22 protein-coding genes are annotated in these 22,676 nt (G+C 38.1%); 19 read left to right on the forward strand and 3 right to left on the reverse strand.

Annotated elements, in window-relative coordinates; translation table 11 throughout:
• Positions 1–121 precede the first annotated feature (121 nt).
• The 9 genes from P176_RS0105870 (at position 122) to P176_RS0105910 (ending at position 6,789) form a co-directional block, all read left to right on the forward strand.
• On the forward strand, positions 122–2,158 hold the full coding sequence (locus tag P176_RS0105870) for a M3 family metallopeptidase (protein ID WP_026753830.1): 2,037 nt from the start codon (positions 122–124) through the stop codon (positions 2,156–2,158).
• 180 nt (positions 2,159–2,338) lie between these two features.
• Positions 2,339–2,842: a GbsR/MarR family transcriptional regulator gene (locus P176_RS0105875; RefSeq protein WP_026753831.1), complete on the forward strand. Its 504-nt coding sequence runs from the start codon at positions 2,339–2,341 to the stop codon at positions 2,840–2,842.
• A 64-nt stretch (positions 2,843–2,906) separates the two neighbouring features.
• Complete coding sequence (locus tag P176_RS19045) at positions 2,907–3,302, forward strand: DoxX-like family protein (RefSeq protein WP_037348741.1); 396 nt, start codon at positions 2,907–2,909, stop codon at positions 3,300–3,302.
• Complete coding sequence (locus P176_RS0105885) at positions 3,286–4,023, forward strand: DUF2071 domain-containing protein (RefSeq protein WP_026753832.1); 738 nt, start codon at positions 3,286–3,288, stop codon at positions 4,021–4,023. Before P176_RS19045 ends, P176_RS0105885 begins: the two co-directional genes overlap by 17 nt.
• Positions 4,014–4,766 (forward strand): methyltransferase domain-containing protein, encoded by a 753-nt coding sequence (locus P176_RS0105890; protein WP_026753833.1) that lies wholly within the window; start codon positions 4,014–4,016, stop codon positions 4,764–4,766. The genes P176_RS0105885 and P176_RS0105890 overlap by 10 nt, the downstream gene beginning before the upstream one ends.
• 15 nt (positions 4,767–4,781) lie before the next feature.
• A complete protein-coding gene (locus P176_RS0105895) occupies positions 4,782–5,186 on the forward strand; it encodes a hypothetical protein (protein ID WP_026753834.1) in 405 nt (134 codons plus the stop codon).
• 16 nt (positions 5,187–5,202) lie between these two features.
• Positions 5,203–5,901, forward strand: coding sequence for a YqjF family protein (locus tag P176_RS0105900; RefSeq protein ID WP_026753835.1), 699 nt, complete (start codon positions 5,203–5,205; stop codon positions 5,899–5,901).
• A 54-nt stretch (positions 5,902–5,955) separates the two neighbouring features.
• A complete protein-coding gene (locus P176_RS0105905; RefSeq protein ID WP_026753836.1) occupies positions 5,956–6,507 on the forward strand; it encodes a sigma-70 family RNA polymerase sigma factor in 552 nt (183 codons plus the stop codon).
• Between the two features lie 24 nt (positions 6,508–6,531).
• A complete protein-coding gene (locus P176_RS0105910; protein ID WP_037348743.1) occupies positions 6,532–6,789 on the forward strand; it encodes a hypothetical protein in 258 nt (85 codons plus the stop codon).
• Here the strand turns inward: P176_RS0105910 and P176_RS0105915 are convergent.
• Positions 6,772–7,602: a membrane protein gene (locus tag P176_RS0105915; protein ID WP_026753838.1), complete on the reverse strand. Its 831-nt coding sequence runs from the start codon at positions 7,600–7,602 to the stop codon at positions 6,772–6,774. The two genes, P176_RS0105910 and P176_RS0105915, sit on opposite strands and share 18 nt — an antisense overlap.
• Before the next feature lie 120 nt (positions 7,603–7,722).
• Here P176_RS0105915 and gcvP point away from each other — a divergent pair, with 120 nt between their 5' ends.
• The 10 genes from gcvP to bioB all read left to right on the forward strand — a co-directional run bounded on the left by gcvP (position 7,723) and on the right by bioB (position 20,109).
• Positions 7,723–10,575, forward strand: a complete 2,853-nt coding sequence (gcvP, locus tag P176_RS0105920) for an aminomethyl-transferring glycine dehydrogenase (RefSeq protein ID WP_026753839.1) — start codon at positions 7,723–7,725, stop codon at positions 10,573–10,575.
• Between the two features lie 106 nt (positions 10,576–10,681).
• Positions 10,682–11,740, forward strand: a complete 1,059-nt coding sequence (locus P176_RS0105925) for a 3-oxoacyl-ACP synthase III family protein (protein WP_026753840.1) — start codon at positions 10,682–10,684, stop codon at positions 11,738–11,740.
• A 32-nt stretch (positions 11,741–11,772) separates the two neighbouring features.
• Positions 11,773–12,309 carry a methyltransferase gene (locus P176_RS0105930; RefSeq protein WP_026753841.1) on the forward strand — a complete coding sequence of 179 codons (537 nt, stop codon included), beginning with the start codon at positions 11,773–11,775 and terminating at the stop codon, positions 12,307–12,309.
• A gap of 75 nt (positions 12,310–12,384) precedes the next feature.
• Positions 12,385–13,233: a glycosyltransferase family 2 protein gene (locus P176_RS0105935; RefSeq protein WP_026753842.1), complete on the forward strand. Its 849-nt coding sequence runs from the start codon at positions 12,385–12,387 to the stop codon at positions 13,231–13,233.
• A gap of 52 nt (positions 13,234–13,285) precedes the next feature.
• Complete coding sequence (bioA, locus tag P176_RS0105940; RefSeq protein ID WP_026753843.1) at positions 13,286–14,551, forward strand: adenosylmethionine--8-amino-7-oxononanoate transaminase; 1,266 nt, start codon at positions 13,286–13,288, stop codon at positions 14,549–14,551.
• A 110-nt stretch (positions 14,552–14,661) separates the two neighbouring features.
• Complete coding sequence (locus tag P176_RS0105945; RefSeq protein WP_026753844.1) at positions 14,662–15,846, forward strand: beta-ketoacyl synthase N-terminal-like domain-containing protein; 1,185 nt, start codon at positions 14,662–14,664, stop codon at positions 15,844–15,846.
• Between the two features lie 60 nt (positions 15,847–15,906).
• Positions 15,907–16,536, forward strand: a complete 630-nt coding sequence (locus tag P176_RS0105950; RefSeq protein WP_026753845.1) for a hypothetical protein — start codon at positions 15,907–15,909, stop codon at positions 16,534–16,536.
• Entirely contained in the window at positions 16,508–17,932 is a 1,425-nt protein-coding gene (locus P176_RS19050) for a flotillin family protein (RefSeq protein WP_051605410.1), read from the forward strand. The genes P176_RS0105950 and P176_RS19050 overlap by 29 nt, the downstream gene beginning before the upstream one ends.
• Before the next feature lie 82 nt (positions 17,933–18,014).
• A complete protein-coding gene (locus P176_RS0105960; protein WP_051605411.1) occupies positions 18,015–18,983 on the forward strand; it encodes an alpha/beta fold hydrolase in 969 nt (322 codons plus the stop codon).
• A 31-nt stretch (positions 18,984–19,014) separates the two neighbouring features.
• The gene (gene bioB / locus P176_RS0105965) at positions 19,015–20,109 is read left to right on the forward strand and encodes a biotin synthase BioB (protein WP_026753847.1); all 1,095 of its coding nucleotides are present in this window, start codon (positions 19,015–19,017) and stop codon (positions 20,107–20,109) included.
• Positions 20,110–20,128: 19 nt separating this feature from the next.
• Here bioB and P176_RS0105970 read toward each other — a convergent pair whose 3' ends face one another.
• Complete coding sequence (locus P176_RS0105970; RefSeq protein ID WP_026753848.1) at positions 20,129–20,938, reverse strand: DNA/RNA non-specific endonuclease; 810 nt, start codon at positions 20,936–20,938, stop codon at positions 20,129–20,131.
• Between the two features lie 4 nt (positions 20,939–20,942).
• On the reverse strand, positions 20,943–22,598 hold the full coding sequence (pafA, locus tag P176_RS0105975; RefSeq protein ID WP_026753849.1) for an alkaline phosphatase PafA: 1,656 nt from the start codon (positions 22,596–22,598) through the stop codon (positions 20,943–20,945).
• Positions 22,599–22,676: the final 78 nt, after the last annotated feature.

The raw sequence follows: 22,676 nt of genomic DNA on the forward strand, positions 1-22,676 counted from the left end.
AACCTTCAAGGTAGTTATTCACTAACCACAATGAAAACGGCAAGGTATTGATTAATTGACGATTATGATCACAACGTTTCGTTAATCTTATACATAACACAGATAAAATTTAACATCTATTATGAACATCCTTAATACTACATTCAACACACCATATCATACCGCACCTTTCTCGAAAATTAGTAATGAAGATTATCTTCCGGCATTTTTAAAAGGCATTAAAAAAGCCAAGGCAGAAATAGACGACATCACCTCAAACGAAGAAGCACCTAATTTTAAAAATACCATTGAAGCTTTAGATTTTTCTGGGGAAGAATTAGACCGGTTATCCAGCATTTTCTTTAATTTGAATAGTGCAGAAACTAACGAGGAAATTCAAAAAATAGCACAAGAGGTATCTCCTTTGCTTTCAGAATTTAGCAATGATATTACCCTTAATGAAGAGTTATTCAAACGTGTGAAAGCTGTTTACCAACAAAGGGGCACACTAGATTTATCTACAGAACAAAAAACGCTACTCGATAAAAAATATAAAGGATTTTCTAGAAATGGTGCAAACCTTTCCGAAGACAAAAAGAACCAACTTAGAGACATTGACAAAAAATTGAGCCAATTGAAACTAAAATTTGGCGAAAATGTTTTAGCTGAAACCAATGCCTTTGAAATGCATTTAACCAATGAAGATGATGTTTCTGGCTTACCCGAAGGCGCTAAAGAAGCCGCTCAACAATTGGCAGAAGCCAAAGGTAAGGAAGGCTGGATTGTGACCCTACAATACCCCAGCTACATCCCGTTTATGACCTATGCAGACAACAGGGAATTACGTAAAAAATTAGCCATAGCATCTGGAGCTAAAGCCTTTAAGGGTAACGAGTTTGACAACCAACAACATGTTTTGGACATTGCTAAATTACGTTACGAACGTGCCAATCTCTTAGGCTATAAAACCCACGCCCATTTTGTTTTGGAAGAACGCATGGCAAAAACACCAGAAAAGGTTGAGCATTTCTTAAATGAACTTTTAGAAAAAGCCAAACCAGCCGCAGAAGACGAATTTAAAAATCTAGAACACTTTGCAAAGGAGCTGGATGGCATTAACCAACTTCAAAAATGGGATAACGCTTACTATTCTGAAAAATTAAAACAAAAATTATTCAATCTTGATGATGAACAGCTAAAACCTTATTTCAAATTAGAGAACGTTATCGACGGTGCTTTTACAATTGCGGAACGGCTTTACGATTTAAAATTTGAACAAGTCAACAACGTCGATACATACCACGAAGAGGTTTTAACCTATAAAGTTACAGATACCAAAGGTGATTTAGTTTCTATATTTTACGCAGATTTCTTTCCTAGAGAAGGCAAACGCAATGGCGCTTGGATGACCGTTTACAAGCCTCAGTATATAAAAAATGAGGTTAATGACCGTCCGCACATTTCTATAGTTTGCAATTTCACCAAACCAACAAAAACAAAACCATCCCTACTAACGTTTAATGAGGTCACCACACTTTTTCATGAGTTTGGGCATGCTTTACACGGGATGCTAGCCAATACGACCTACCCGAGCCTTTCTGGCACCAGTGTGTTTTGGGATTTTGTAGAATTACCAAGCCAAGTTCTAGAAAATTGGTGTTACCAAAAAGAAGCCTTAGAACTTTTTGCTACCCATTATGAAACCGGAGAAGTGATCCCCATGGCGTTGATTGAAAAAATAAAAGCGTCAGCGACCTTTCACGAAGGGATGCAGACCTTAAGACAACTTAGTTTCGGACTTCTGGATATGAGCTGGCACGGACAAGACCCAACCTATATCAAAGACGTAAAAGCTCATGAACTTGAAGCCTTTGAAGGCACTAAACTTTATCCTGACGTTAAAAACAACTGTATGAGCACGTCATTTTCACACATTTTCCAGGGAGGTTACAGCTCTGGCTACTACAGCTATAAATGGGCCGAAGTATTAGATGCTGATGCTTTTGAGTACTTTATGGAAAAAGGCGTTTTCAATAAAGACGTTGCGAAAAAATTTAAGGACAATGTCTTATCCCAAGGAGGTGTTGAGGACCCAATGGTACTTTACAAACGTTTTAGAGGAAAAGAGCCAAGACCAGATGCCTTGTTAAAACGTGCGGGATTGATTGCTAAAAAATAGTATTTATCTCTTAATGGATTATATAAAAGAGCGACATTCACAAAATGTCGCTCTTTTGCTTTTTGAAAATTAGTGTTTTTAAAAGGTGAAAAAACGTCTAGAAATAAAGAAAGTCATCCTTTTTAAAAATTAAACTTTCAATAATTATTGAAAGTTTAAAATATTTTATATATTTGAAGTATGAATTACGAAGAAGCCAAAACAAAATTTGTGAGTACCTGGGGAAGCCTTGGTACACTTTGGGGCATTAATAAAGCCATGGCACAAATTCAGGCATTACTTTTTATCTCAACCCAACCGCTCTCTATGGAAGATATTATGGCGGAACTACAAATTTCCAGAGGGAACACCAGTATGAATCTCAGACAGCTTATGGACTGGGGCATCGTTACCAAAGAGATTATCCCAGGTGAACGCAAAGAGTTTTTTACAACCGAAAAAGACGTGCAAGAGTTGGCAAGAGTTATCGCGAAAGAACGTAGCCGAAGAGAAATTAAACCTGTGATTAAAGTGCTCAATGAAGTCTCTTCAATTAAAGATGATGGCACCGAAAAAACGAAGGAGCTGATCAAGCAAACCAAAGCGCTTCATGATTTGACAGAAACGGCAGATGCTATGATCAACAAATTGGTCAATCAAAAGCAAAACTGGATTACCAAATCTTTATTGAAACTAATAAGCTAAAAAAATTTATAACTTACTTTCAATATTTTCTGAAAGTTTAGTAATAACAAAATTAATTATAGATATGAATACACCCTCCAAAATTTCAAACTATTTGATAGCAAGTATTTGGTTAGTAAATGGACTACTATTTAAGATTTTTAATCTTGTCCCAAGACATCAAGAAATTGTAGCAGAAATTTTAGGATCTAGTCATTCAACCGAAATAACATTTGCGATAGGAGTTTCAGAAATCTTAATGACCTTTTGGGTATTGAGCAATTATAAAGCAAAAATAAACGCCATTTTACAGATATTAATAATCATGACAATGAACATCATAGAGTTCATTTTAGTTCCGGAACTTCTACTTTGGGGAAAATTCAATTTATTATTTGCATCAATATTTAGCCTTTTTATATATCTCTCTTATTTCAAAACAACCTTTTTCAAACTAAAGTTCAATGATCAAATCTCTTAAAAACCATCCTTTTGCAGTTGAAGCTTTTTTTGATAGTTCAATTGTTTTAACCTTTGCTGTCCCTAAAAAACAATTAGAGAATCTCATCCCAGAATGCCTAGAATTAGATACTTATAACAATGAATGGGCGTTTCTTGCTATGGCAATGGTCCAAACAAAAAATTTACGCCCCAAAGGTTTTCCGAAAATATTAGGCAATGATTTCTTTCTAATTGGCTATCGCATCTTTGTTAAGTATTTAGACAAAAGAGGCAAACGCTTACGAGGTCTATACATCATAAAATCTGAAACCGATAAAATGAGTATGGCTCTTACTGGTAACATCTTTACACATTATAATTACACGCATACAGATATTTCGAAAAAAAAGAATGAGCAGTTAACCGAAATCATTTCAAAAAAATCAAACATCAATATCACTTTAGACGACACCGAGAACCTAGCTCAACTTCCCAAAGATTCTCCTTTTCCTGATTGGAAAACAGCCAGAAAATACGCAGGCCCTCTCCCTTTTACCTTCACATACAATGCACAATCCAAAGAAGTTCTTATAATAGAAGGTGTTAGAAAAAACTGGAAACCAAAACCTATTAGCGTTCTAAATCATCAAATTGGTCATTTGGATACTTTACAACTAAAAGACGCTGTCTTAGCAAACGCTTTTATTATAGAGAACATTCCATATTATTGGAAAAAAGGAAGAATCGAATCATGGAAATAAAAAGAAAAAAATTTCAAGGCGTGTTGAATATCTTAAGTTTTAACAGACATTTTTACGTCATAGGACTAACAATATTAGCACTTATAACCTGTAGCAAATTAGTTATAGACTGGTCAGACTTGTGGTTTTGGACCATAGTTATAGCTTTCGTTTATGGACTATTAATGCCATTAGTTATCTCGGCATACGTCTATGATTTTTCCGGGTATTATAATTTTGAGTGGCTCAACTCCTATAGATGGTTTGATGATAAAAAAACGCTCCTCGTGAACATAAATGCAGGTTTTGATGAAACTAGTTTTTTAGTAAAACAGAAATTCCCTCAATCAGACTTGAAAGTATTTGATTTTTATGATTCCGAGCGTCATACAGAACCGGCTATTATAAGAGCTAGAAAAGTAACTTTAACGTACCCGAAAACCTCAAAAATTCTATCTGGCAAAATTCCGTTAGAAAATGATTGTGTCGACATTTTGTTTTTACTTTCAGCAGCGCATGAAATAAGATCTAACGATGAGAAAATAGATTTTTTAAAAGAATGCCGACGAATTATTAAACCTAGCGGATATATTATTATGGTGGAGCATCTCAGAGACCTTCCCAATTTTTTAGCTTTTTCAGTGGGCTTCACTCATTTCTTCTCCAGAAAAACATGGAAAAAAGCATTTAATAAAGCAGAATTCTCGACTTTTAAAGAAACCAAGTTCACACCGTTCATGTCCATTTTTGAATGTAAACCCTAAAATAACTGACATATTATGCAAATTCACATAAAAGTCATTGGAGTCCTGTTAATTATGTTAGCGCTTTTCCATGTGGTTTTCCCAAGATATTTTAAGTGGAAAGAAGAGCTCAAAACCATGAGCCTTATCAACAGACAAATGATGACTACTCATACTTTTTTTATTGCTCTTACAGTCTTTTTGATGGGGCTGCTTTGCATAACCTCATCAAATGAAATACTGGACACCAATTTTGGTCGCACTATTGCTTTAGGACTAGGTCTATTTTGGACCATTAGATTATTCTTTCAGTTTTTTATTTACTCTAGTGAGTTATGGAAAGGTAAACGCTTTGAAACATCTGCACATGTCATATTTTCAATGCTATGGCTCTATTTAAGTAGCATCTTTTTAATGACTGGTTTCGGATTTAAAATTTAACAATCTAATTTCTCATATGACCTTCTTAAACGCCTATTGGAAAAACCTTATGTTCCTCAATTATGAAATTGATCCTAAAATCTTAGAGCCCTTCGTCCCAAAAGGTACAGTGCTTGATCTTTTTAATGGAAAATGTTACGTGAGTGTTGTTGGTTTTAAGTTTATGGATGTTAAGGTGTTGGGCATTAAGCTTCCTGGGCACATCAATTTTCCTGAGGTGAATCTTCGATTTTATGTCAAACATAATGGCCGGCGCGGAACGGTTTTTATCAAAGAAATCGTACCAAAACCGCTAATCACCATCGTAGCCAACACTATTTATCACGAGCATTATCAAACCAGCAAGATGTCTTATGAATGGACACAAGATGAGCAACACAACCATTTTGAGTACCGATGGAAATTAAAAAATGGCTGGCAGTCCATAAAAGCCAGTACCGTTAAAGAACCTTCAGTCATTCAAGAAAATTCAAAAGAAGAATTTATAACAGAGCACTATTTTGGTTACACCAAATACAAAAACAAAACATTTCAGTATGAAGTTGTTCATCCATCTTGGCAACAGCTAAAGGTGGTTGATTGCCAGGTAGACCTCGACTTTAAAACCAATTACGGAAAGCATTTTGCCTTTCTCAATGGCGCCTTGCCCAGCTCCATTATTCTTGCTAAAGGATCTTCGGTTCAGGTCAAGAACAAAACAACCGTTCATCGGTAACATCATGCTAAAATCAATTTTTTTATACTACTTTTGACTCGAAACAAAGGTCTAATGCCAAAGCACATTATCGATCCAAAAAAATGGATCAGCTCTTATTCAGATTACCTTTTCAACTACACGATCACTCGTGTTAATGATAGGGAAATTGCCAAAGATTTGGTGCAAGATACCTTTGTCGCTGGTCTAAAGTCAATGAAAAACTTTAAGGGCGAAGCGTCTGAACGCACTTGGCTTATCTCTATTCTGAAAAGAAAAATTATTGATCATTATCGCAAGATCAATTCAAAAAAAGGAAAAGCTGAAGTTCGAATGACCTACAATAGCGATGAGAACGAAGGGGATTGGCTTGAAGAGCGTGTTGCAGACCCTTTTGACAAAACAGCACAAGACACTATTGAAAATGCAGAGCTAGGTGATGCCATCTACAAATGCATGGCAAAATTACCAAACAAACAAGCCCAAGTGTTTAAGATGAAAACCATCCTTAATTACGAAACTGAGGCCATCTGTAATGAATTAAATATTACTGCGTCTAACCTTTGGGTTATTATTCACAGAGCAAGAACTGCTCTAGCAGAATGCATGCAAAAAACCTGGTATTAATTTATAATTATCGATTTGAGAATTATGAAAAAAAGTTTCTTATTTATTTCTTGTGAAGAGGCGCATCACATCTGTGATAAGGCTCAATATGGAGAAGCTACACCTTGGGAACATTTTAAATTAGCACTAAGGCTGTCATGGTGCCGTATAAGCAAAGCCTATACAAAAAAGAACAATGCTTTATCCAGAGCCATACATCAATCTGAAATCAATGCATTAACTGAAGAAGAACGTTATAACCTTCAACTTAACTTCTCTAAAGAATTAAAAAATCAAGGTTAACAGCACCCATACTATAGGGATGCTCTCTACAAAAAACCCACTGTAGTAAACACTCTGCTCAACTTTTGATAATACAATAAACGCTGCTGTAATCACCGCTATAGAGATGAGTATTAACAACGATTTTACATCTGCAAAATCTTGAACACACTCCAAAACCACAAACCCCACTAATAATAAAACACCCAATTGTTTGGTACGTATTAAACCAATTTGTTGAGGAATGGTGGCGAGTTTTAAGCTATCATATTTCAAATCTCTTATCTCAAAGGGAAGCATCAATGCCAATACAAACAAAAAACGTTGTACTCCCATCAAAATAATAGCTTGATCAAAATGATAATTCGCATTTAGTAATGGCAAACCTACGGTTACGCCTGCCCAAACCAAGGCTATAATGTAGACTTTAAGTCCGCTGATGCTTCGCAATTGCTTTGATTGATCTACAAACAAGCGCTTAGGCAGCAAGGGCATGGCATACAAAAAAGTAATTAGGGCAAATATAGAAATCACCATAATGGTGTTTAACTCTAATTGAAGCGCATAGTACCCCATCATTAAAAAACAGAAAAGGGAAAACACCTGAATAACTTTGAGCCAAGACGCCAAGCTTCTGTGGTGAAATTTAGTTAGACCAAAAAACTTGACGAAATTATATCCCGTTATAGAGGCGAAAAAAATAAAATAAAGCACATCTCCATCGTAAGGCAAATCAAATTCCAAAAGCGTGAGCCATGACAACGCAAACACTGATAAAGCTACGTGAATACTGCTAGAGATATAAAAATCCAAAAAGGACTTGAAGGCTTTCATAGCACAAAAATACTCAAACTGTTAATAACCATTTCAATTGGTTGAAAAGTTTCAATTTCATTAACAATTAAGCCTTAATTATTCCGTAATTTTGCACATCCAAAAACAACAACTATCTCAATGAATACAGCAGATTTTTCACTTCGCCACATAGGCCCAAGAGCGGCAGATCAACAACTCATGTTGGAAACTATTGGTGTGGATTCCTTAGAACAATTGATCTATGAAACCATTCCCGATGACATCCGACTTAAAAAGGATCTCGATCTGGACGAACCAATGAGTGAGCATGAGTATTTATTGCATATTTATAATCTTTCAAAAAAGAACAAGGTTTTTAAAACCTATATCGGCTTAGGGTACCACCCTACAATTATGCCTGCGGTAATACAACGTAATGTTTTAGAAAACCCAGGATGGTACACAGCATACACACCATACCAAGCAGAAATTGCGCAAGGACGACTAGAAGCACTTCTTAATTTCCAAACCATGATCACAGATCTTACGGGTATGGAGATTGCTAACGCTTCGTTATTAGATGAAAGCACGGCCTCTGCAGAAGCAATGACTTTACTTTATGCCGTTCGTGAGCGTCAACAGAAAAAAGATGAGGTCAACAAGTTTTTTGTTTCAGATGACATCTTGCCACAAACGCTATCTCTGTTGCAAACTCGAGCAACGCCAATTGGAATAGAATTAGTTATTGGAAACGCAAAAGAATTCGACTTCTCTTCGGAATATTTTGGAGCTATTTTACAATATCCTGGCAAGCACGGTCAAATTAAGGATATCAAATCCTTTATTGAAACTGCTAATGCGGCAGAGATTAAAGTTGCCGTTTCGGCAGACATTATGAGCTTGATCATGCTTGAAGCGCCTGGCAAATTTGGAGCAGATGTTGTTGTTGGTACCACCCAACGTTTTGGTATCCCACTAGGTTACGGAGGGCCGCATGCAGCCTATTTTGCTACAAAAGAAGCTTACAAGCGTTTTCTTCCTGGACGTATTATTGGGGTTACTAAAGACGCAAACGGTAACCGTGCATTGCGTATGGCCTTACAAACAAGAGAACAACACATCAAACGTGATAAAGCCACTTCAAACATTTGTACGGCACAAGTACTATTAGCAGTTATGGCGAGTATGTACGGCGTATATCACGGGCCAAATGGTATGAAGCATATCGCCAATGGCATTCACAACAAAACGGTAGCTTTAGCAAAAGCATTAACCAAATTGGGCGTTGAACAAATCAACACATCATTCTTTGACACCCTTCAAATCAAAGTTAATGCTCATGCCATAAAAACTGCTGCGGAAAGCAAAAAAACAAATTTCTATTACCCAGATGATGAGACCGTCGTTTTATCTTTAAACGAAACAACGACACTCGAAGATCTTAATACCATCATTTCTATTTTTGCTGGAGTTGCTCAAAAGGAAAGTTTTGAAATTACGACGATTTCCGAAGAAAATAATATTGAAGAAAGCTTACAACGCACAACATCTTTCATGACAGAGCCCGTTTTTAACAAACACCACTCTGAAACTGAATTGATGCGTTACATCAAATCATTAGAACGTAAAGATCTAGCTTTAAACCACTCTATGATTTCATTGGGCTCTTGCACTATGAAATTGAATGCTGCGGCAGAAATGCTACCTCTAAGCTGGTTTAAGTGGGGTAACATCCACCCTTTTGTGCCTATTGAGCAAGCCAAAGGGTATCATCACGTTTTAAAGGCATTAGAAGATCAACTTACCGAAATTACAGGATTTGCTGGAACGTCATTACAGCCCAATTCTGGAGCACAGGGTGAATTTGCAGGGTTGATGGTAATTAGAGCCTATCACGAGTCAAGAAATGACCATCATAGAAACATCTGTATCATTCCATCTTCTGCGCACGGTACCAATCCTGCAAGTGCAGTAATGGCGGGAATGAAAGTTATTGTCACCAAGTCTTCAGAAGATGGCAACATCGATGTTGACGATTTACGTGAAAAAGCAGAATTGCACAAAGACAATCTTTCTGCACTCATGGTAACCTACCCTTCAACCCATGGGGTTTATGAGTCGGCCATTAAGGAAATTACCAAGATCATTCATGATAATGGCGGACAAGTTTACATGGATGGCGCCAACATGAATGCTCAAGTTGGTTTAACCAATCCAGGAAATATTGGGGCAGACGTTTGTCACCTCAACCTTCATAAAACCTTTGCAATTCCCCACGGTGGCGGTGGTCCTGGTGTTGGCCCAATTTGCGTAGCCAAACAGTTGGTACCATTTTTACCAAGCAATCCATTAATAAAAACTGGTGGAGATCAAGCCATCACTTCCATTTCTGCAGCACCTTATGGTTCTGCTCTAGCGTGTCTCATCTCTTATGGCTACATTAAAATGTTAGGATCAAAAGGATTGAAACGCTCTACAGAGGTGGCCATTCTCAACGCTAACTATATTAAGAAGCGTTTAAAAGGGGCTTATGAAACCTTATATTCTGGAGAAAGAGGACGTGCAGCACATGAGATGATTATTGATTGTAGACCGTTTAAAGCCCATGGTATTGAGGTAGTGGATATCGCCAAACGTCTTATGGACTATGGTTTTCACTCCCCAACGGTTTCATTTCCTGTTAACGGTACCATGATGATTGAACCTACAGAAAGCGAAAGTAAAGCAGAAATGGATCGGTTTTGTGATGCGATGATTTCAATCAAAAAAGAAATTGACCTCGTATCTAGCGACGATGAGAATAACATGTTAAAAAATGCGCCGCACACCATGGATATGGTTACAAGTGATGACTGGAAATTACCATATTCTCGTCAGCAAGCAGCCTTTCCATTAGAATACGTAAGGGATAACAAGTTTTGGCCAAGCGTACGCCGAGTGGATGATGCTTACGGTGATCGTAACCTTATCTGCACCTGCGCTCCTATAGAAGCGTACATGGAAGAAGCCTAAATGATGCGTTTGAACATCGTAAAATTTTTGAGATCAAAACGAACTTTTAACACCTAATCGTTATATTGCCATGTTACTTTCATAATTAACAAGGAAGTCTAAGTTTATGAGTATTAAAATAACAGGAACCGGGAGTTATATTCCTTCCGGTATCAAAAAAAACGAAAATTTCTATAGCCACGAATTCTTAAATTCTGATGGATCTATCATCAACGGACCTAACGAAGTTATCGTGGCTAAATTCAAGGCCATTACAGGTATTGAAGAAAGACGTTATATAAAAGATGAGCTTTTAAACTCTGATATTGCATTTTTTGCTGCTGAAAAAGCCATCGCAGATGCCAATATTGATAAAGAATCCTTGGACTATATTATCGTAGCCCATAATTACGGAGACGTCAAACACAATGCAGAACAAAGTGATACAGTACCTAGTATTGCCTCTCGTGTGAAACATTTATTGGGCATACGAAATCCAAAATGCGTAGGCTACGATTTACTCTTTGGCTGTCCCGGTTGGATTGAAGGTGTGATACAGGCCAAAGCATTTATTAGTTCCGGATTGGCAAAACGCTGTCTGGTCATTGGTTCTGAAACGCTATCGAGAGTCGTAGATAAGCACGATCGTGATTCCATGATTTACAGCGATGGTGCTGGTGCAGTTATTGTTGAGAAAACCGATGAAGACGGCGGTATCCTCACTCATGATACGGCAACATTTTCTTTAGATGAAGCTCATTTTATCTATTTCGGAGAAACAAACCATCCTGAAATTTCCGATAAACGGAGATACATCAAAATGTATGGGCGTAAGATTTATGAATTTGCTCTAAAAAATGTACCGTTGGCCATGAAATCCTGTTTAGAAAACAGCGGATGTTCTATTACCGACGTTAAAAAAATATTGATCCATCAAGCCAATGAAAAGATGGATGAAGCGATTGTAAAACGTTTTTACAAATTGCATGACATGGAGATGCCAAAAGGAATTATGCCTATGTCTATCAATACTTTAGGCAATTCTAGCGTCGCCACCATCCCTACACTTCTTGATCTTATTTTAAAAGGGAAATTAGAAAATCAGCATATTGATAAGGGCGATGTCATCATATTTGCAAGTGTTGGCGCCGGGATGAATATTAATGCCATTGTTTATAGATATTAATCTGAAGTGCGCTACTTTCGATAAAATAAAACATGTACGAAAACACCTTTCCAAACAAACGTTTTAAACATACCCTCAGTTTTCTGCAAAAACACGTAGATAATTCATCTACCATATTAGACCTTGGTGTAAAAAATCCGATGTCTGAGATTATGATCTCTCAAGGTTATCAAGTTCAAAACACCTCTGGGGTTGATTTAGATATAGATACTCATGAAATAGAAAAGTCAACTGCCGACGTGGTTACCGCATTTGAAATATTTGAACACTTACTCTCTCCTTTTACAGTACTTACCTCTATAAAAGCAGATAAACTTGTAGCGAGCATCCCATTAAGACTTTGGTTTTCTTCTGCCTATAAAAGCAAAACAGACCCTTGGGACCGCCATTATCATGAATTTGAAGATTGGCAATTTGACTGGTTACTGGAAAAAACTGGATGGCGCATTATTGCTACTGAAAAGTGGACCAATCCTACAAATAAATTGGGGATAAGACCGCTTTTACGTCAATTCACCAATCGCTATTATATTGTTTACGCCGAAAGAGCTAAAAATTCTAAAAGCTAAAGCACTTACTCCACGTTGCTTTAATTAGCTTTGAACTTTAAATCTTAGACTATTGTGCTATAATTTGAATTTCTAATGAAATTTTACATTGTCATCCCTGCCCATAATGAAGCCGACTGCATTGCGTTAACGCTAGAGTCACTGGCCAATCAAACCCTATTACCAAAGCAGGTTATTGTGGTTAATGACAATTCTTCTGACGAAACTCAGGCCATCGTATCAGCACTAGAATCAAAGTATTCTTGGCTTACGCTCCTAAATTCCCAATCTTCTAACCAACACCTTCCCGGTTCAAAAATCATCAATGCTTTTTATAAAGGCTTCGACACTTTGGACGACGATTATGATGTGATCTGTAAATTTGATGCCGATCTCATATTTCCGAAGCATTATTTAGAACAGTTAGCATTTCATTTTAAAAAAGATGATCAACTGGGCATGGCAGCAGGATTCTGCTATATTAAAAAAGAGCAGCAATGGATCTTGGAAAATCTAACCAGAAAAGACCACATTAGAGGCGCTCTTAAAGCTTACCGAAAACAGTGTTTTATAGAAATAGGCAAACTCAAACCCTCCATGGGTTGGGACACTGTAGATGAGTTACTGGCCAAATTTTACAACTGGAAATTATTGACAGATGAGACTTTGCAAGTAAAACATTTAAAACCTACAGGAGCAAGTTACAATAAGGCCTCCAAACACCTTCAAGGTGAAGCCATGTACAAAATGCGTTACGGATTTGGAATTACACTCATCTCCGCTTTAAAACTGGCTTCTAAAAAGAAAAGTATCGCTTTATTTACAGATTATATGGTTGGCTACTTTAAAGCAAAAAAACAAAATATGACGCCATTGGTCACCAAAGAACAAGGCAAATTCATTAGAAAACTACGTTGGAGCGGCATGAAAAATAAATTCAACTAATCTGTTTTTATTCTAACTTTACTAGCAACTTTTACACTATTACTCAAAAGCAATGACACTAAAATCAAGAGATAAAAAACACCTTTGGCACCCACTAACCCAACATAAATTACATCCAGATACTGTGGCCATCGTAAAAGCTAAAGGCTGTACACTCACTGATGAGGATGGCAAAGATTACATTGACGCCATCGCCTCTTGGTATACCGCAATGTATGGTCATTGCAACCCACACGTGACTGAGCGTGTCACAAGGCAAATGCAAACTTTAGATCACGTTATTTTTAGTGGCTTTACCCATGAACCTGCCGTAAAACTTTCCGAAGCATTAATTGAAATTTTGCCAGAGAATCAAAATAAATTGTTTTTTAGTGATAATGGATCGACAGCTGTTGAGATTGGAATCAAAATGGCCCTGCAATACCATTCTAACCGTGACGAGAAACGCAATGTTTTTATCTCTTTTGAACATGGTTTTCACGGCGATACGTTTGGCGCTATGAGCGTATCTGGATTGTCTGATTACAATGGTCCGTTTTCAGATTTTTTCTTGGATGTTAAACGAATCCCTACACCCAATGGAGAGAACCATGACATGATCTTAGACCTGTTGCGCAAAGTAATTCTAGAAAATGATATTGCAGGTTTTATTTACGAACCCCTAGTACAAGGTGCCGCAGCAATGCAAATGCATAATGCTGAAGGACTTAATGAAATTTTAAAATTCTGTAAAGAGTTTGGCATTTTGATTATTGCAGACGAGGTCATGACTGGTTTTGGAAAAACAGGATCCTATTTTGCTTCAGATTATATGGAGGTCAAACCCGATATTATGTGTTTGAGCAAAGCTTTGACCGCTGGGCTACTGCCTATGGCAATTACCTCATGTACCCAGAATATATATGATGCATTTTACAGTGATGAGATTAGCAAAGGTCTTTTTCACGGTCATACCTATTCTGCAAATCCTTTAGCTTGCACGGCGGCTTTGGCTGGAATCGAAATGTTAAAGTCTGAAGAGATCCAAGCGCACATCAAACGGGTTACATCTCGCCACAAACAGTTTGGAGAGAAAATAGCATCCCATCCAAAAGTGTCCTCAACAAGACAAACAGGCGTTATTTTCGCTCTAGACCTCGATGTTGAAACCGAACGTTATGGCAGCTTGCGTGATAAATTGTTTCATCACTTTATGGACCAAGGGGTATTTCTTAGACCGCTAGGAAAAACCATTTATATTCTTGCACCTTACATCATTACCGATGGAGAATTGGATAAAGTTTACAAATCTATAGAAGCCGCTTTGGAAATCTTATAACTAGAAACCCTTTAGGAATTTAATATTTTGATTGCTGAACGTGATGCTAAATTTCGGTTTTGCAGGTAAAACAAATCGTATTATCTACCTTTGTAGAAAATCCAACCAGATTGCAATATCCAATTTCTATAACATCAATGTCCTCTATTTCTGCTTTGGGCAAAACTCCCGAAACAGTTTGGAAAAACTATAAGAATAATGCCCATTATTTCACAAAAAGGGACGGACTTCTAGTAAGTGAATTTCCGCAGGAACTTAAAGAGGACATTGAGTCACTAAGAACATCAAACTCCAAGTACAAAACCTTGGACAAATCGGTGCTCTATGCCATCTTTGCCTCAAGACAGGCTATAAAAAATGCCAATTGGAGCGCTTTGGACAATTTCGGGGTCAATATAGGATCTTCTCGTGGCGCCACCGAATTATTTGAGAATTACCACCAAGCATTTTTAGAGCATCATAAAGCCGAAACGCTGAGTTCGCCAACAACAACATTGGGTAACATTTCGTCTTGGGTGGCACACGATTTACAGACTCAAGGCCCTGAAATATCACACTCCATTACCTGCTCTACAGCACTACATGCCTTGCTTAACGGCATCGCTTGGCTCAAGGCCGACATGTGCCACGCGTTTTTAGTAGGAGGCAGTGAAGCACCGCTAACCCCTTTTACTATTGCACAAATGCAAGCCTTAAAGATTTATAAAAGGCCCAATGGATCTCCCGCCGAGACGTCGCAAAAGCAACAAACTAATTTTGAACACTCTTATCCAAATCAAGCGCTCAATCTCAAAAAAACTGAGAATAGTATGATTTTAGGAGAAGCTGCAGCAATGCTCTGCATAGAGAAAGGGCTCTCAGAAAAAAGATTAGCTACAATTGCAGGTATTGGCTATGGTACAGAGCTGCTAGAACATAATGCCTCGCTTTCAACGAATGCCGATTGTTTTCAGCGCAGTATGAAAATGGCCTTGGGGACACTTGACCCTGACACTGTAGATGTTATTGTTACCCATACCCCTGGCACCATTAAAGGGGATCAAGCTGAAATTAATGCCATAGAAAAAATTTTCTGTAACAAAATTCCTTCATTGACTACTAATAAATGGAAGATAGGTCACAGCTTAGGTGCATCGGGACTCTTAAGTATCGAAATGGCAATATTGATGCTCAAACATCAGGAGTTTATTATGGTACCTTATCTAGAGACCACATTACCAAAGCGTTTATCATATATCATGATTAATGCCGTTGGTTTTGGTGGCAATGCGGTAAGCATCCTTCTTTCAAAATAAGTATTGTAAGACATTTTTAAAGGTCTTATATTTCAACAACCAATTTAATTACTGCTTACTATGGAATGGTTTTCTGCGCTTGATGCGTTTTCACAATTCTTTTGGGTCATTGCGCTCATTGGCTCATTGATTTTCGTTTTCATAATTATTTCCACGTTTTCAGGTATGGATGGTGCTGATGATATTGGCGATTTAGATGCCGAGATTGATGGAGACACGGGTATCGGCTTTCAGTTTATCACCTTCAAAAATCTGGTCGGATTTTTCACCATTTTCGGATGGACCGGAATTGGATGTTATAACGCTGGGCTTTCCAAACCCGTTACCGTTATTACAGCCTTTGGCTGTGGCCTTCTCATGATGGCAGTAATGGCAGCTATGTTTTACGCCATGCGAAAATTAGCCGATAGCGGTACATTAAATTATAAAAATGCCATCAACGCGATTGGCGAAGTCTATTTGACCGTTGGGGCCAATCGTTCCAAAATGGGAAAAGTGACCGTTCGCGTTCAAGGTACCCTAAGAGAACTAGAGGCGCTGTCTGATTCGCTCATCGATTTGAAATCTGGCACCATCATACACGTCGTAGATGTCACCAATAACGGCATTCTTATTATAGAACCAACCAAAAAACCTATAGAACCAATTAAACCAGAAACTTATGAATTACCTCCTAACACAAGACTTTGATCTTGGCTTACCCATAGCCGTTATTGCTGCAATACTCTTTGTATTCGTATTTTTTATCATTCTTATTAAGCGCTACAAACGTTGCCCCTCAGACCGTATTTTAGTAGTTTATGGTAAAGTGGGCGGCGGATTGTCTGCTAAATGTATTCATGGTGGGGCTGCATTTATCATTCCCGTCATTCAGGATTACGAATTTTTAGACTTGACTCCTATTTCTATTGAAGTCAACCTCGTCAACGCATTATCCAAACAAAATATTAGGGTCAACGTCCCTTCTCGTTTTACCATTGGTGTATCTACAGAGCCAGGAGTTATGCAAAATGCTGCAGAACGCTTATTAGGTTTGGCTATGCAAGACATTCAAGATTTGGCCAAAGAAATTATTTTTGGGCAGTTAAGGTTGGTTGTGGCGTCTATGGATATTGAGGAAATCAACAATGATCGTGATAAATTTCTAACTAATATCTCCCAGAGCGTCGAGACCGAACTTAAGAAGGTAGGTCTTAAACTCATCAACGTTAACATTACAGATATTGTTGACGAGTCTGGTTATATTGAAGCGCTTGGTAAAGAAGCCGCTGCGCACGCCATTAACGCTGCCCGGAAATCTGTTGCAGAAAAAAACAGAGATGGTAGTATTGGTGAGGCCAATGCCAAACAAGATGAACGTACGCAAGTTGCTGCGGCAAACGCTCAAGCAGTTGAGGGTGAAAACACGGCAAAGATTTCGGTAGCTAATTCTGACTCCTTAAGAAGACAACGGGAGGCTGAAGCTGAGCGCGTAGCAAATGCTTCGGAAAAAGTACAAACGGCAAAAGCATTAGAAGAATCTTATGCTGCAGAAAAAAATGCAGAAATTGCTAGAGCTGAGCGTGAGCGTTCTTCTCAATTAGCCGATATTATTGTTCCTGCTGAAATTGATAAACGCAAGGTAGAAATTGATGCTGAAGCTGATGCAGAACGTATTAGAAGAAAAGCGAAAGGTGAAGCAGATGCGATTTTATTTAAGGCACAAGCTGAAGCACAAGGTCAGTTTGAAGTCTTAACCAAGCAAGCTGCCGGATTACAGGAAATTGTAAAAGCTGCCGGAAACAACAGTAAAGATGCCGTGCTGTTACTTATTGCTGATAAATTACCAGAATTGGTAAGGCTACAATCAGACGCTATTAAAAACATCAAAATAGATAAAGTCACCGTTTGGGAAAATGGAGGCAGCGGAGACGATGGCAAATCATCTACTGCTAACTTTTTATCGGGCATGTACAAATCTGTACCGCCATTACAAGACATGTTCAATATGGCCGGCATGGATTTGCCAGAATATCTCAAAGGCAAAGACAAAGCCGATGAACCTTCAAAAACACTTCCGAAGAAAAATGGGGAAGATGAAAGTTAATCTCTAAAAAATAAAAATCCGCTATATGGCGGATTTTTTTTGTTAAGTACATTCTAAGTATCTTTATCAAAACCACATCCAAATGAAGCTTAAATCCCTCCTCCTATTATTTTTAATTACCAGCATAAACCCTGTTCTAATTGCCCAAACAGACCCAAACATATTTGATAAATTTGAATCCAAATTTTATACCATAAATGGTTATAAAATTAATGTAGAAGTTTTGGGTGAGGGCGATCCCATTTTCTTTCTACCTGGAGGTCCTGGGAATTCTCACGATTATATGCAAGGTGCTTTTGGCCAATATTACAAGACCAACACCGTAGTCTTTTTTGATTGGATTGGGCGAGGTAAAAGTGAAGATGCCAAGAACACTTCGGAATACTCTGTAGAAAACGATATGGAAATTATTGAGAAACTTAGAGTGCTTTTAAAATTTGATAAAATTTCGCTTGTAGGTCATTCGTATGGTACAGTCCCCGCTCAAGCTTACGCCATTACATACAAAGACCAAGTAGAGAAAATGGTATTGATCAACGGGTTTCACTCTGGAGCCATGTGGCAAGCCAATTGTGATAGCTATAATCACTATGCGAAAACACATTTTCCCGAAAAATGGAAAGTGGTCGACTCCCTAAGGACTTTAGGGTATGTGTCTAGCCAAGAACCGTTAAAAACAGTTTACGGTAATTTTCCAACCAAATATATTTACTATCATGACACCAACATTACCTCTAAAGTTCCGAAGACAAAATTTAGAGGCTGGGCTCCTGAAGTTTATGAAACTATCATTGGTAGGGATGGCGATTTTGACGTGTCTGGAAGTATGATCAATCAAGATTATAGACAACAGCTAAAAGACGTCACCGCAAAAACCTTAGTTGTTGCAGGACGTTACGATGGTGTATCTACACCAGAGTTTGCTGTTCAATATAAAACCTTTATGCCACAGGCCACCTTTGAGATGTTTGAGCAAAGTGGACATAACCCTTACCTTGAAGAACCTGAAAAATTTTATACTCTTTTTAAAAGTTTTATGGGCATAAAATAAGTATTTTTGATCTCTTCCAAGATTGAAAACTATGAGTGAGACAAGACACAATTGGACCAAAGCTGAAATTTTAGACATCTACAATACGTCTTTAATGGAGTTGCTATATCAAGCCGCCACCATACATCGCGAGCATCACGACCCCAATACGGTTCAAGTTTCTACTTTATTATCTATAAAAACAGGAGGTTGCCCAGAAGATTGTGGCTATTGTCCACAAGCCGCAAGATATCATACCAATATTGAAGGTAACGACCTTATGACGGTCAACCAAGTAAAAGCACAAGCCCTAAGAGCCAAATCTTCGGGAAGCTCTAGAGTTTGCATGGGTGCCGCGTGGCGAAATGTAAAAGACGGGGAAGAGTTTGATCAAGTCTTAGAAATGGTGCGTACCATTAACAAGCTAGATATGGAAGTGTGTTGTACGTTAGGAATGATTACAGAAAATCAAGCACAGCGTTTAGCAGAAGCTGGACTATATGCTTATAACCATAATTTAGATTCTTCGGAAGAGTACTATAAAGAAGTGATATCAACGAGAGGTTATGAAGACCGCTTGAAGACCATTGATAACGTTCGCAAAACCAATGTGACCGTTTGCTCTGGAGGCATTATTGGGATGGGCGAAAACATAGAAGATAGAGCCGGAATGCTTGTGGCGCTTTCTACTTTGAATCCGCAACCAGAATCTGTACCAATCAATGCCTTGGTCGCTGTAGAGGGAACACCTCTTGAAGAACAAACCCCTATTTCTATCTGGGAAATGGTACGCATGGTTGCCACCACCAGAATTGTGATGCCAGAGACCCAAGTGCGTTTAAGTGCGGGAAGAACTGAAATGACGCGTGAAGGACAGGCCATGTGCTTTTTTGCAGGTGCCAATTCCATTTTTGCGGGTGATAAATTACTAACCACGCCAAATCCAGATGTAAGCGAGGATATGGAAATGTTTAAACTCTTAGGTTTAAATCCGCAAAAACCTTTTATCAAAAAAATGCAACCAGAATCGGTAGAAGCTGCTCAATCTCAATATCAAGCCCTAGGTGAAAAACCAAAATGGTCGCGCCCTGAACACAAGATTGAACGCAATGAAACTGCCAAAGAAAAGGCTAAAGTCTTAAAGTAGACCATCGCTATAGATGAGTCTAATCGAAGTCCCATTGCTTATAATCACTTGATGCCTCAAGCTTCTGCTCTACAGCATCCTCCAATTCAGGAAAAAAGTCAATTCCTGTGAGTTGCTCAATGTGATCTGTAGACACTACAAAATCATACAAGGGTCTATCAGAATTTTCATGGGGCATCAAAAAAGCAATCATTTTTGTTTGCCCAGAGTTATTATCAATGAGCACCTTATAAAAGTATTTGGGCACACTCACCTGTTCTTCTCCAATACTTTCTAGACCTTCTTCTAGAACCCCGCCAGTAACTACAAAAACACCGTCATATTTAAAAGCCCAGTAACGTACTTTTTGTTCTAGACTGTTCCAAATCCCTGAATTGAACTCATGTTCTTGCGGACTGATATTACTTGTTAAAAAGGTTTCATCAAAAGCCGTTTTGCTATATTTTCTGTCGGCAGCAGGACACAAATGCCCTCGATCATAGCCTGAATTTTTATAATTATACCAATGTGCTGCTCTTGTTTTAATGTCTTTATCAATTTCAAAATATGGACGTTTGAAATTAGCATTTGATAGCTGGTCTTTCTTGAGCTCATACGCCACCCACTCTGCCTGCTCGTGGGCTTCACTATAAGACAACGAATATCCGCTGTGATGCACAATTTGTCCAGTAGTGCTCGTTGGTAGAAAGAATTCATTGGTGGCGTCTTTAAGTGCTTTGGCTTCTTCGAATCTTTCCGAAGCCGCTTTTTGCTCTAAAAAATATTCAAACCCGAAAACACCAACAAGAACGATTACGGCTAGAATGCCATAGGTTGACCTTTTATTCAGCATTTTATTCTATCACAAATCCCAAAGGTTGGCCTGTTGCACCATTAGGAAAACTGATTCCCAAAATCGCTGAAATAGTGGGTGCAATATCTGGAATTACTGTTTTATCATAAGTATGCCCGTGCTTAATCCCTTTTCCGAAGAACAATAAAGGCACGTGTGTATCGTAATTAAGACCGCTACCATGGGTAGTCCCCGTAATTCCGTAGGAAATATATGCGGTATCATCCAATAAAATGACATCCCCAGATCTTTTTTGGTTGAATCCATTTTCTAACAAAGCTTCTATTCCTGTTGTAAAATTTGTGGTATTAAAGGTATGAGCAGTATAAACCTTGTCAATGTTGGCATAGCTGAGTTGCTCGTGAGCAATCGCATTTTGAACCTCAACACGATTCAAGCCTAACTCCTTTAGTTTTTCTGAATTAAGAAATATTTGATTGTTGCTAATGTTCTCAACCACATCCCCTGTTCCGTAGGTGTCATTTAAAAACTTTTGAAACTTTTCTTTTCGGTCATTATTATCGACATAGCCAGATGGGATTTTTAAAGAATTTAAATAGGCAGGCACATCTATTGCACCGTGATCTGCCGTTAAGAATACCGTATATTCTCCTTTGCCCACATTGGCATCAAGGTACTTGAAGAAACGCTCCAAATCTTTATCTAGTCTAATGTAGGTGTCTTCAATTTCTTTAGAATTTACGCCGAAATTATGACCAACATAATCAGTTGAAGAAAAACTTACGGTAAGCACATCTGTAATATTGTCTTTTCCTAAATCTTCTCCTTTAATTGCCGCCATGGCGAAATCTGTGGTCAAGCTATTGCCGTAGGGCGTTGCTTTTAAAATGTCAAATCCGCGATTCTCGTCTTTAAGCTTTACAAGATCGTAAGGAAATGTGGCTTTATCTTTACCATTAAACCCACCCTCAAAGAGGTTCTCATCACTCCCGCTTTCTGTATAAGTAGTTATGTCCTTATAGGTATCCCAAACCTTAAAATAAGATTCGGCAGTTTTCGAAGCATTGAAATCCATGACCCATTTTGGCAAATCTGTTCTGTAAAATGTGCTGGTAATCCAGACCCCTTCATCTTTACCGTGAAACCAATATGCCGCATTTGCAGCGTGACCAGCTGGTAAAATGGCACCTCTATCTTTTATAGCAATACCGATGGTTTTTCCTTTTAATTGGGTGAATAATCTATTCTCGTCCGCAAATGTTGTTGTTTTCATTCGGTGTGGAGACATTTGTCCAGCTCTGTCATTGGTACCTACAGAACTCACGCTATCATCTCCAGCGCAGTACACCATGGCTTTTTCTTCTTTATCATACCAATTGTTACTGATAACACCATGATACTTTGGAGTAGTTCCCGTATAAACTGAGGCATGACCCGGACCCGTGTAGGTTGGCACATAATTAAAATGATTGTTTTTACAATTGAAACCTTCATTTATCATACGCTTGAAGCCACCATTACCATATTTTGACTCAAACCGAGTTAGATAATCGTAACGCATTTGGTCTACCACAATACCCACCACTAACTTAGGTCTAGATGTAACTTCAACAGACTTGCTTGAAGGTTCAGCATTTTGCGAATGTGCCGAAGACAAAGTGATAATAACGCACACAAAAAACAGAATAGTTCTCATAATAATATTGGTTTTTTACTATTTTCAAAAATACAGGTTTTAAGCAAGTATCTTTTAAAGTTAAGGTTAAATACCACT

The organism is Sediminibacter sp. Hel_I_10, assembly GCF_000688335.1.
Classification (GTDB): Bacteria; Bacteroidota; Bacteroidia; order Flavobacteriales; family Flavobacteriaceae; genus Psychroserpens.

What these genes read in the sequence shown, in the direction of transcription:
- P176_RS0105905 (WP_026753836.1), top strand. Translation starts at nt 5,956, where the DNA reads ATGCCAAAGCACATTATCGATCCAAAAAAATGGATCAGCTCTTATTCA.
- P176_RS0105885 (WP_026753832.1), top strand. Translation starts at nt 3,286, where the DNA reads ATGATCAAATCTCTTAAAAACCATCCTTTTGCAGTTGAAGCTTTTTTT.
- P176_RS0105915 (WP_026753838.1), bottom strand. Translation starts at nt 7,602, where the DNA reads ATGAAAGCCTTCAAGTCCTTTTTGGATTTTTATATCTCTAGCAGTATT.
- bioB (WP_026753847.1), top strand. Translation starts at nt 19,015, where the DNA reads ATGAGTGAGACAAGACACAATTGGACCAAAGCTGAAATTTTAGACATC.
- P176_RS0105875 (WP_026753831.1), top strand. Translation starts at nt 2,339, where the DNA reads ATGAATTACGAAGAAGCCAAAACAAAATTTGTGAGTACCTGGGGAAGC.
- P176_RS19045 (WP_037348741.1), top strand. Translation starts at nt 2,907, where the DNA reads ATGAATACACCCTCCAAAATTTCAAACTATTTGATAGCAAGTATTTGG.
- P176_RS19050 (WP_051605410.1), top strand. Translation starts at nt 16,508, where the DNA reads ATGAATTACCTCCTAACACAAGACTTTGATCTTGGCTTACCCATAGCC.
- P176_RS0105925 (WP_026753840.1), top strand. Translation starts at nt 10,682, where the DNA reads ATGAGTATTAAAATAACAGGAACCGGGAGTTATATTCCTTCCGGTATC.
- P176_RS0105870 (WP_026753830.1), top strand. Translation starts at nt 122, where the DNA reads ATGAACATCCTTAATACTACATTCAACACACCATATCATACCGCACCT.
- P176_RS0105930 (WP_026753841.1), top strand. Translation starts at nt 11,773, where the DNA reads ATGTACGAAAACACCTTTCCAAACAAACGTTTTAAACATACCCTCAGT.
- P176_RS0105950 (WP_026753845.1), top strand. Translation starts at nt 15,907, where the DNA reads ATGGAATGGTTTTCTGCGCTTGATGCGTTTTCACAATTCTTTTGGGTC.
- P176_RS0105900 (WP_026753835.1), top strand. Translation starts at nt 5,203, where the DNA reads ATGACCTTCTTAAACGCCTATTGGAAAAACCTTATGTTCCTCAATTAT.
- pafA (WP_026753849.1), bottom strand. Translation starts at nt 22,598, where the DNA reads ATGAGAACTATTCTGTTTTTTGTGTGCGTTATTATCACTTTGTCTTCG.
- bioA (WP_026753843.1), top strand. Translation starts at nt 13,286, where the DNA reads ATGACACTAAAATCAAGAGATAAAAAACACCTTTGGCACCCACTAACC.
- gcvP (WP_026753839.1), top strand. Translation starts at nt 7,723, where the DNA reads ATGAATACAGCAGATTTTTCACTTCGCCACATAGGCCCAAGAGCGGCA.
- P176_RS0105890 (WP_026753833.1), top strand. Translation starts at nt 4,014, where the DNA reads ATGGAAATAAAAAGAAAAAAATTTCAAGGCGTGTTGAATATCTTAAGT.
- P176_RS0105960 (WP_051605411.1), top strand. Translation starts at nt 18,015, where the DNA reads ATGAAGCTTAAATCCCTCCTCCTATTATTTTTAATTACCAGCATAAAC.
- P176_RS0105935 (WP_026753842.1), top strand. Translation starts at nt 12,385, where the DNA reads ATGAAATTTTACATTGTCATCCCTGCCCATAATGAAGCCGACTGCATT.
- P176_RS0105910 (WP_037348743.1), top strand. Translation starts at nt 6,532, where the DNA reads ATGAAAAAAAGTTTCTTATTTATTTCTTGTGAAGAGGCGCATCACATC.
- P176_RS0105895 (WP_026753834.1), top strand. Translation starts at nt 4,782, where the DNA reads ATGCAAATTCACATAAAAGTCATTGGAGTCCTGTTAATTATGTTAGCG.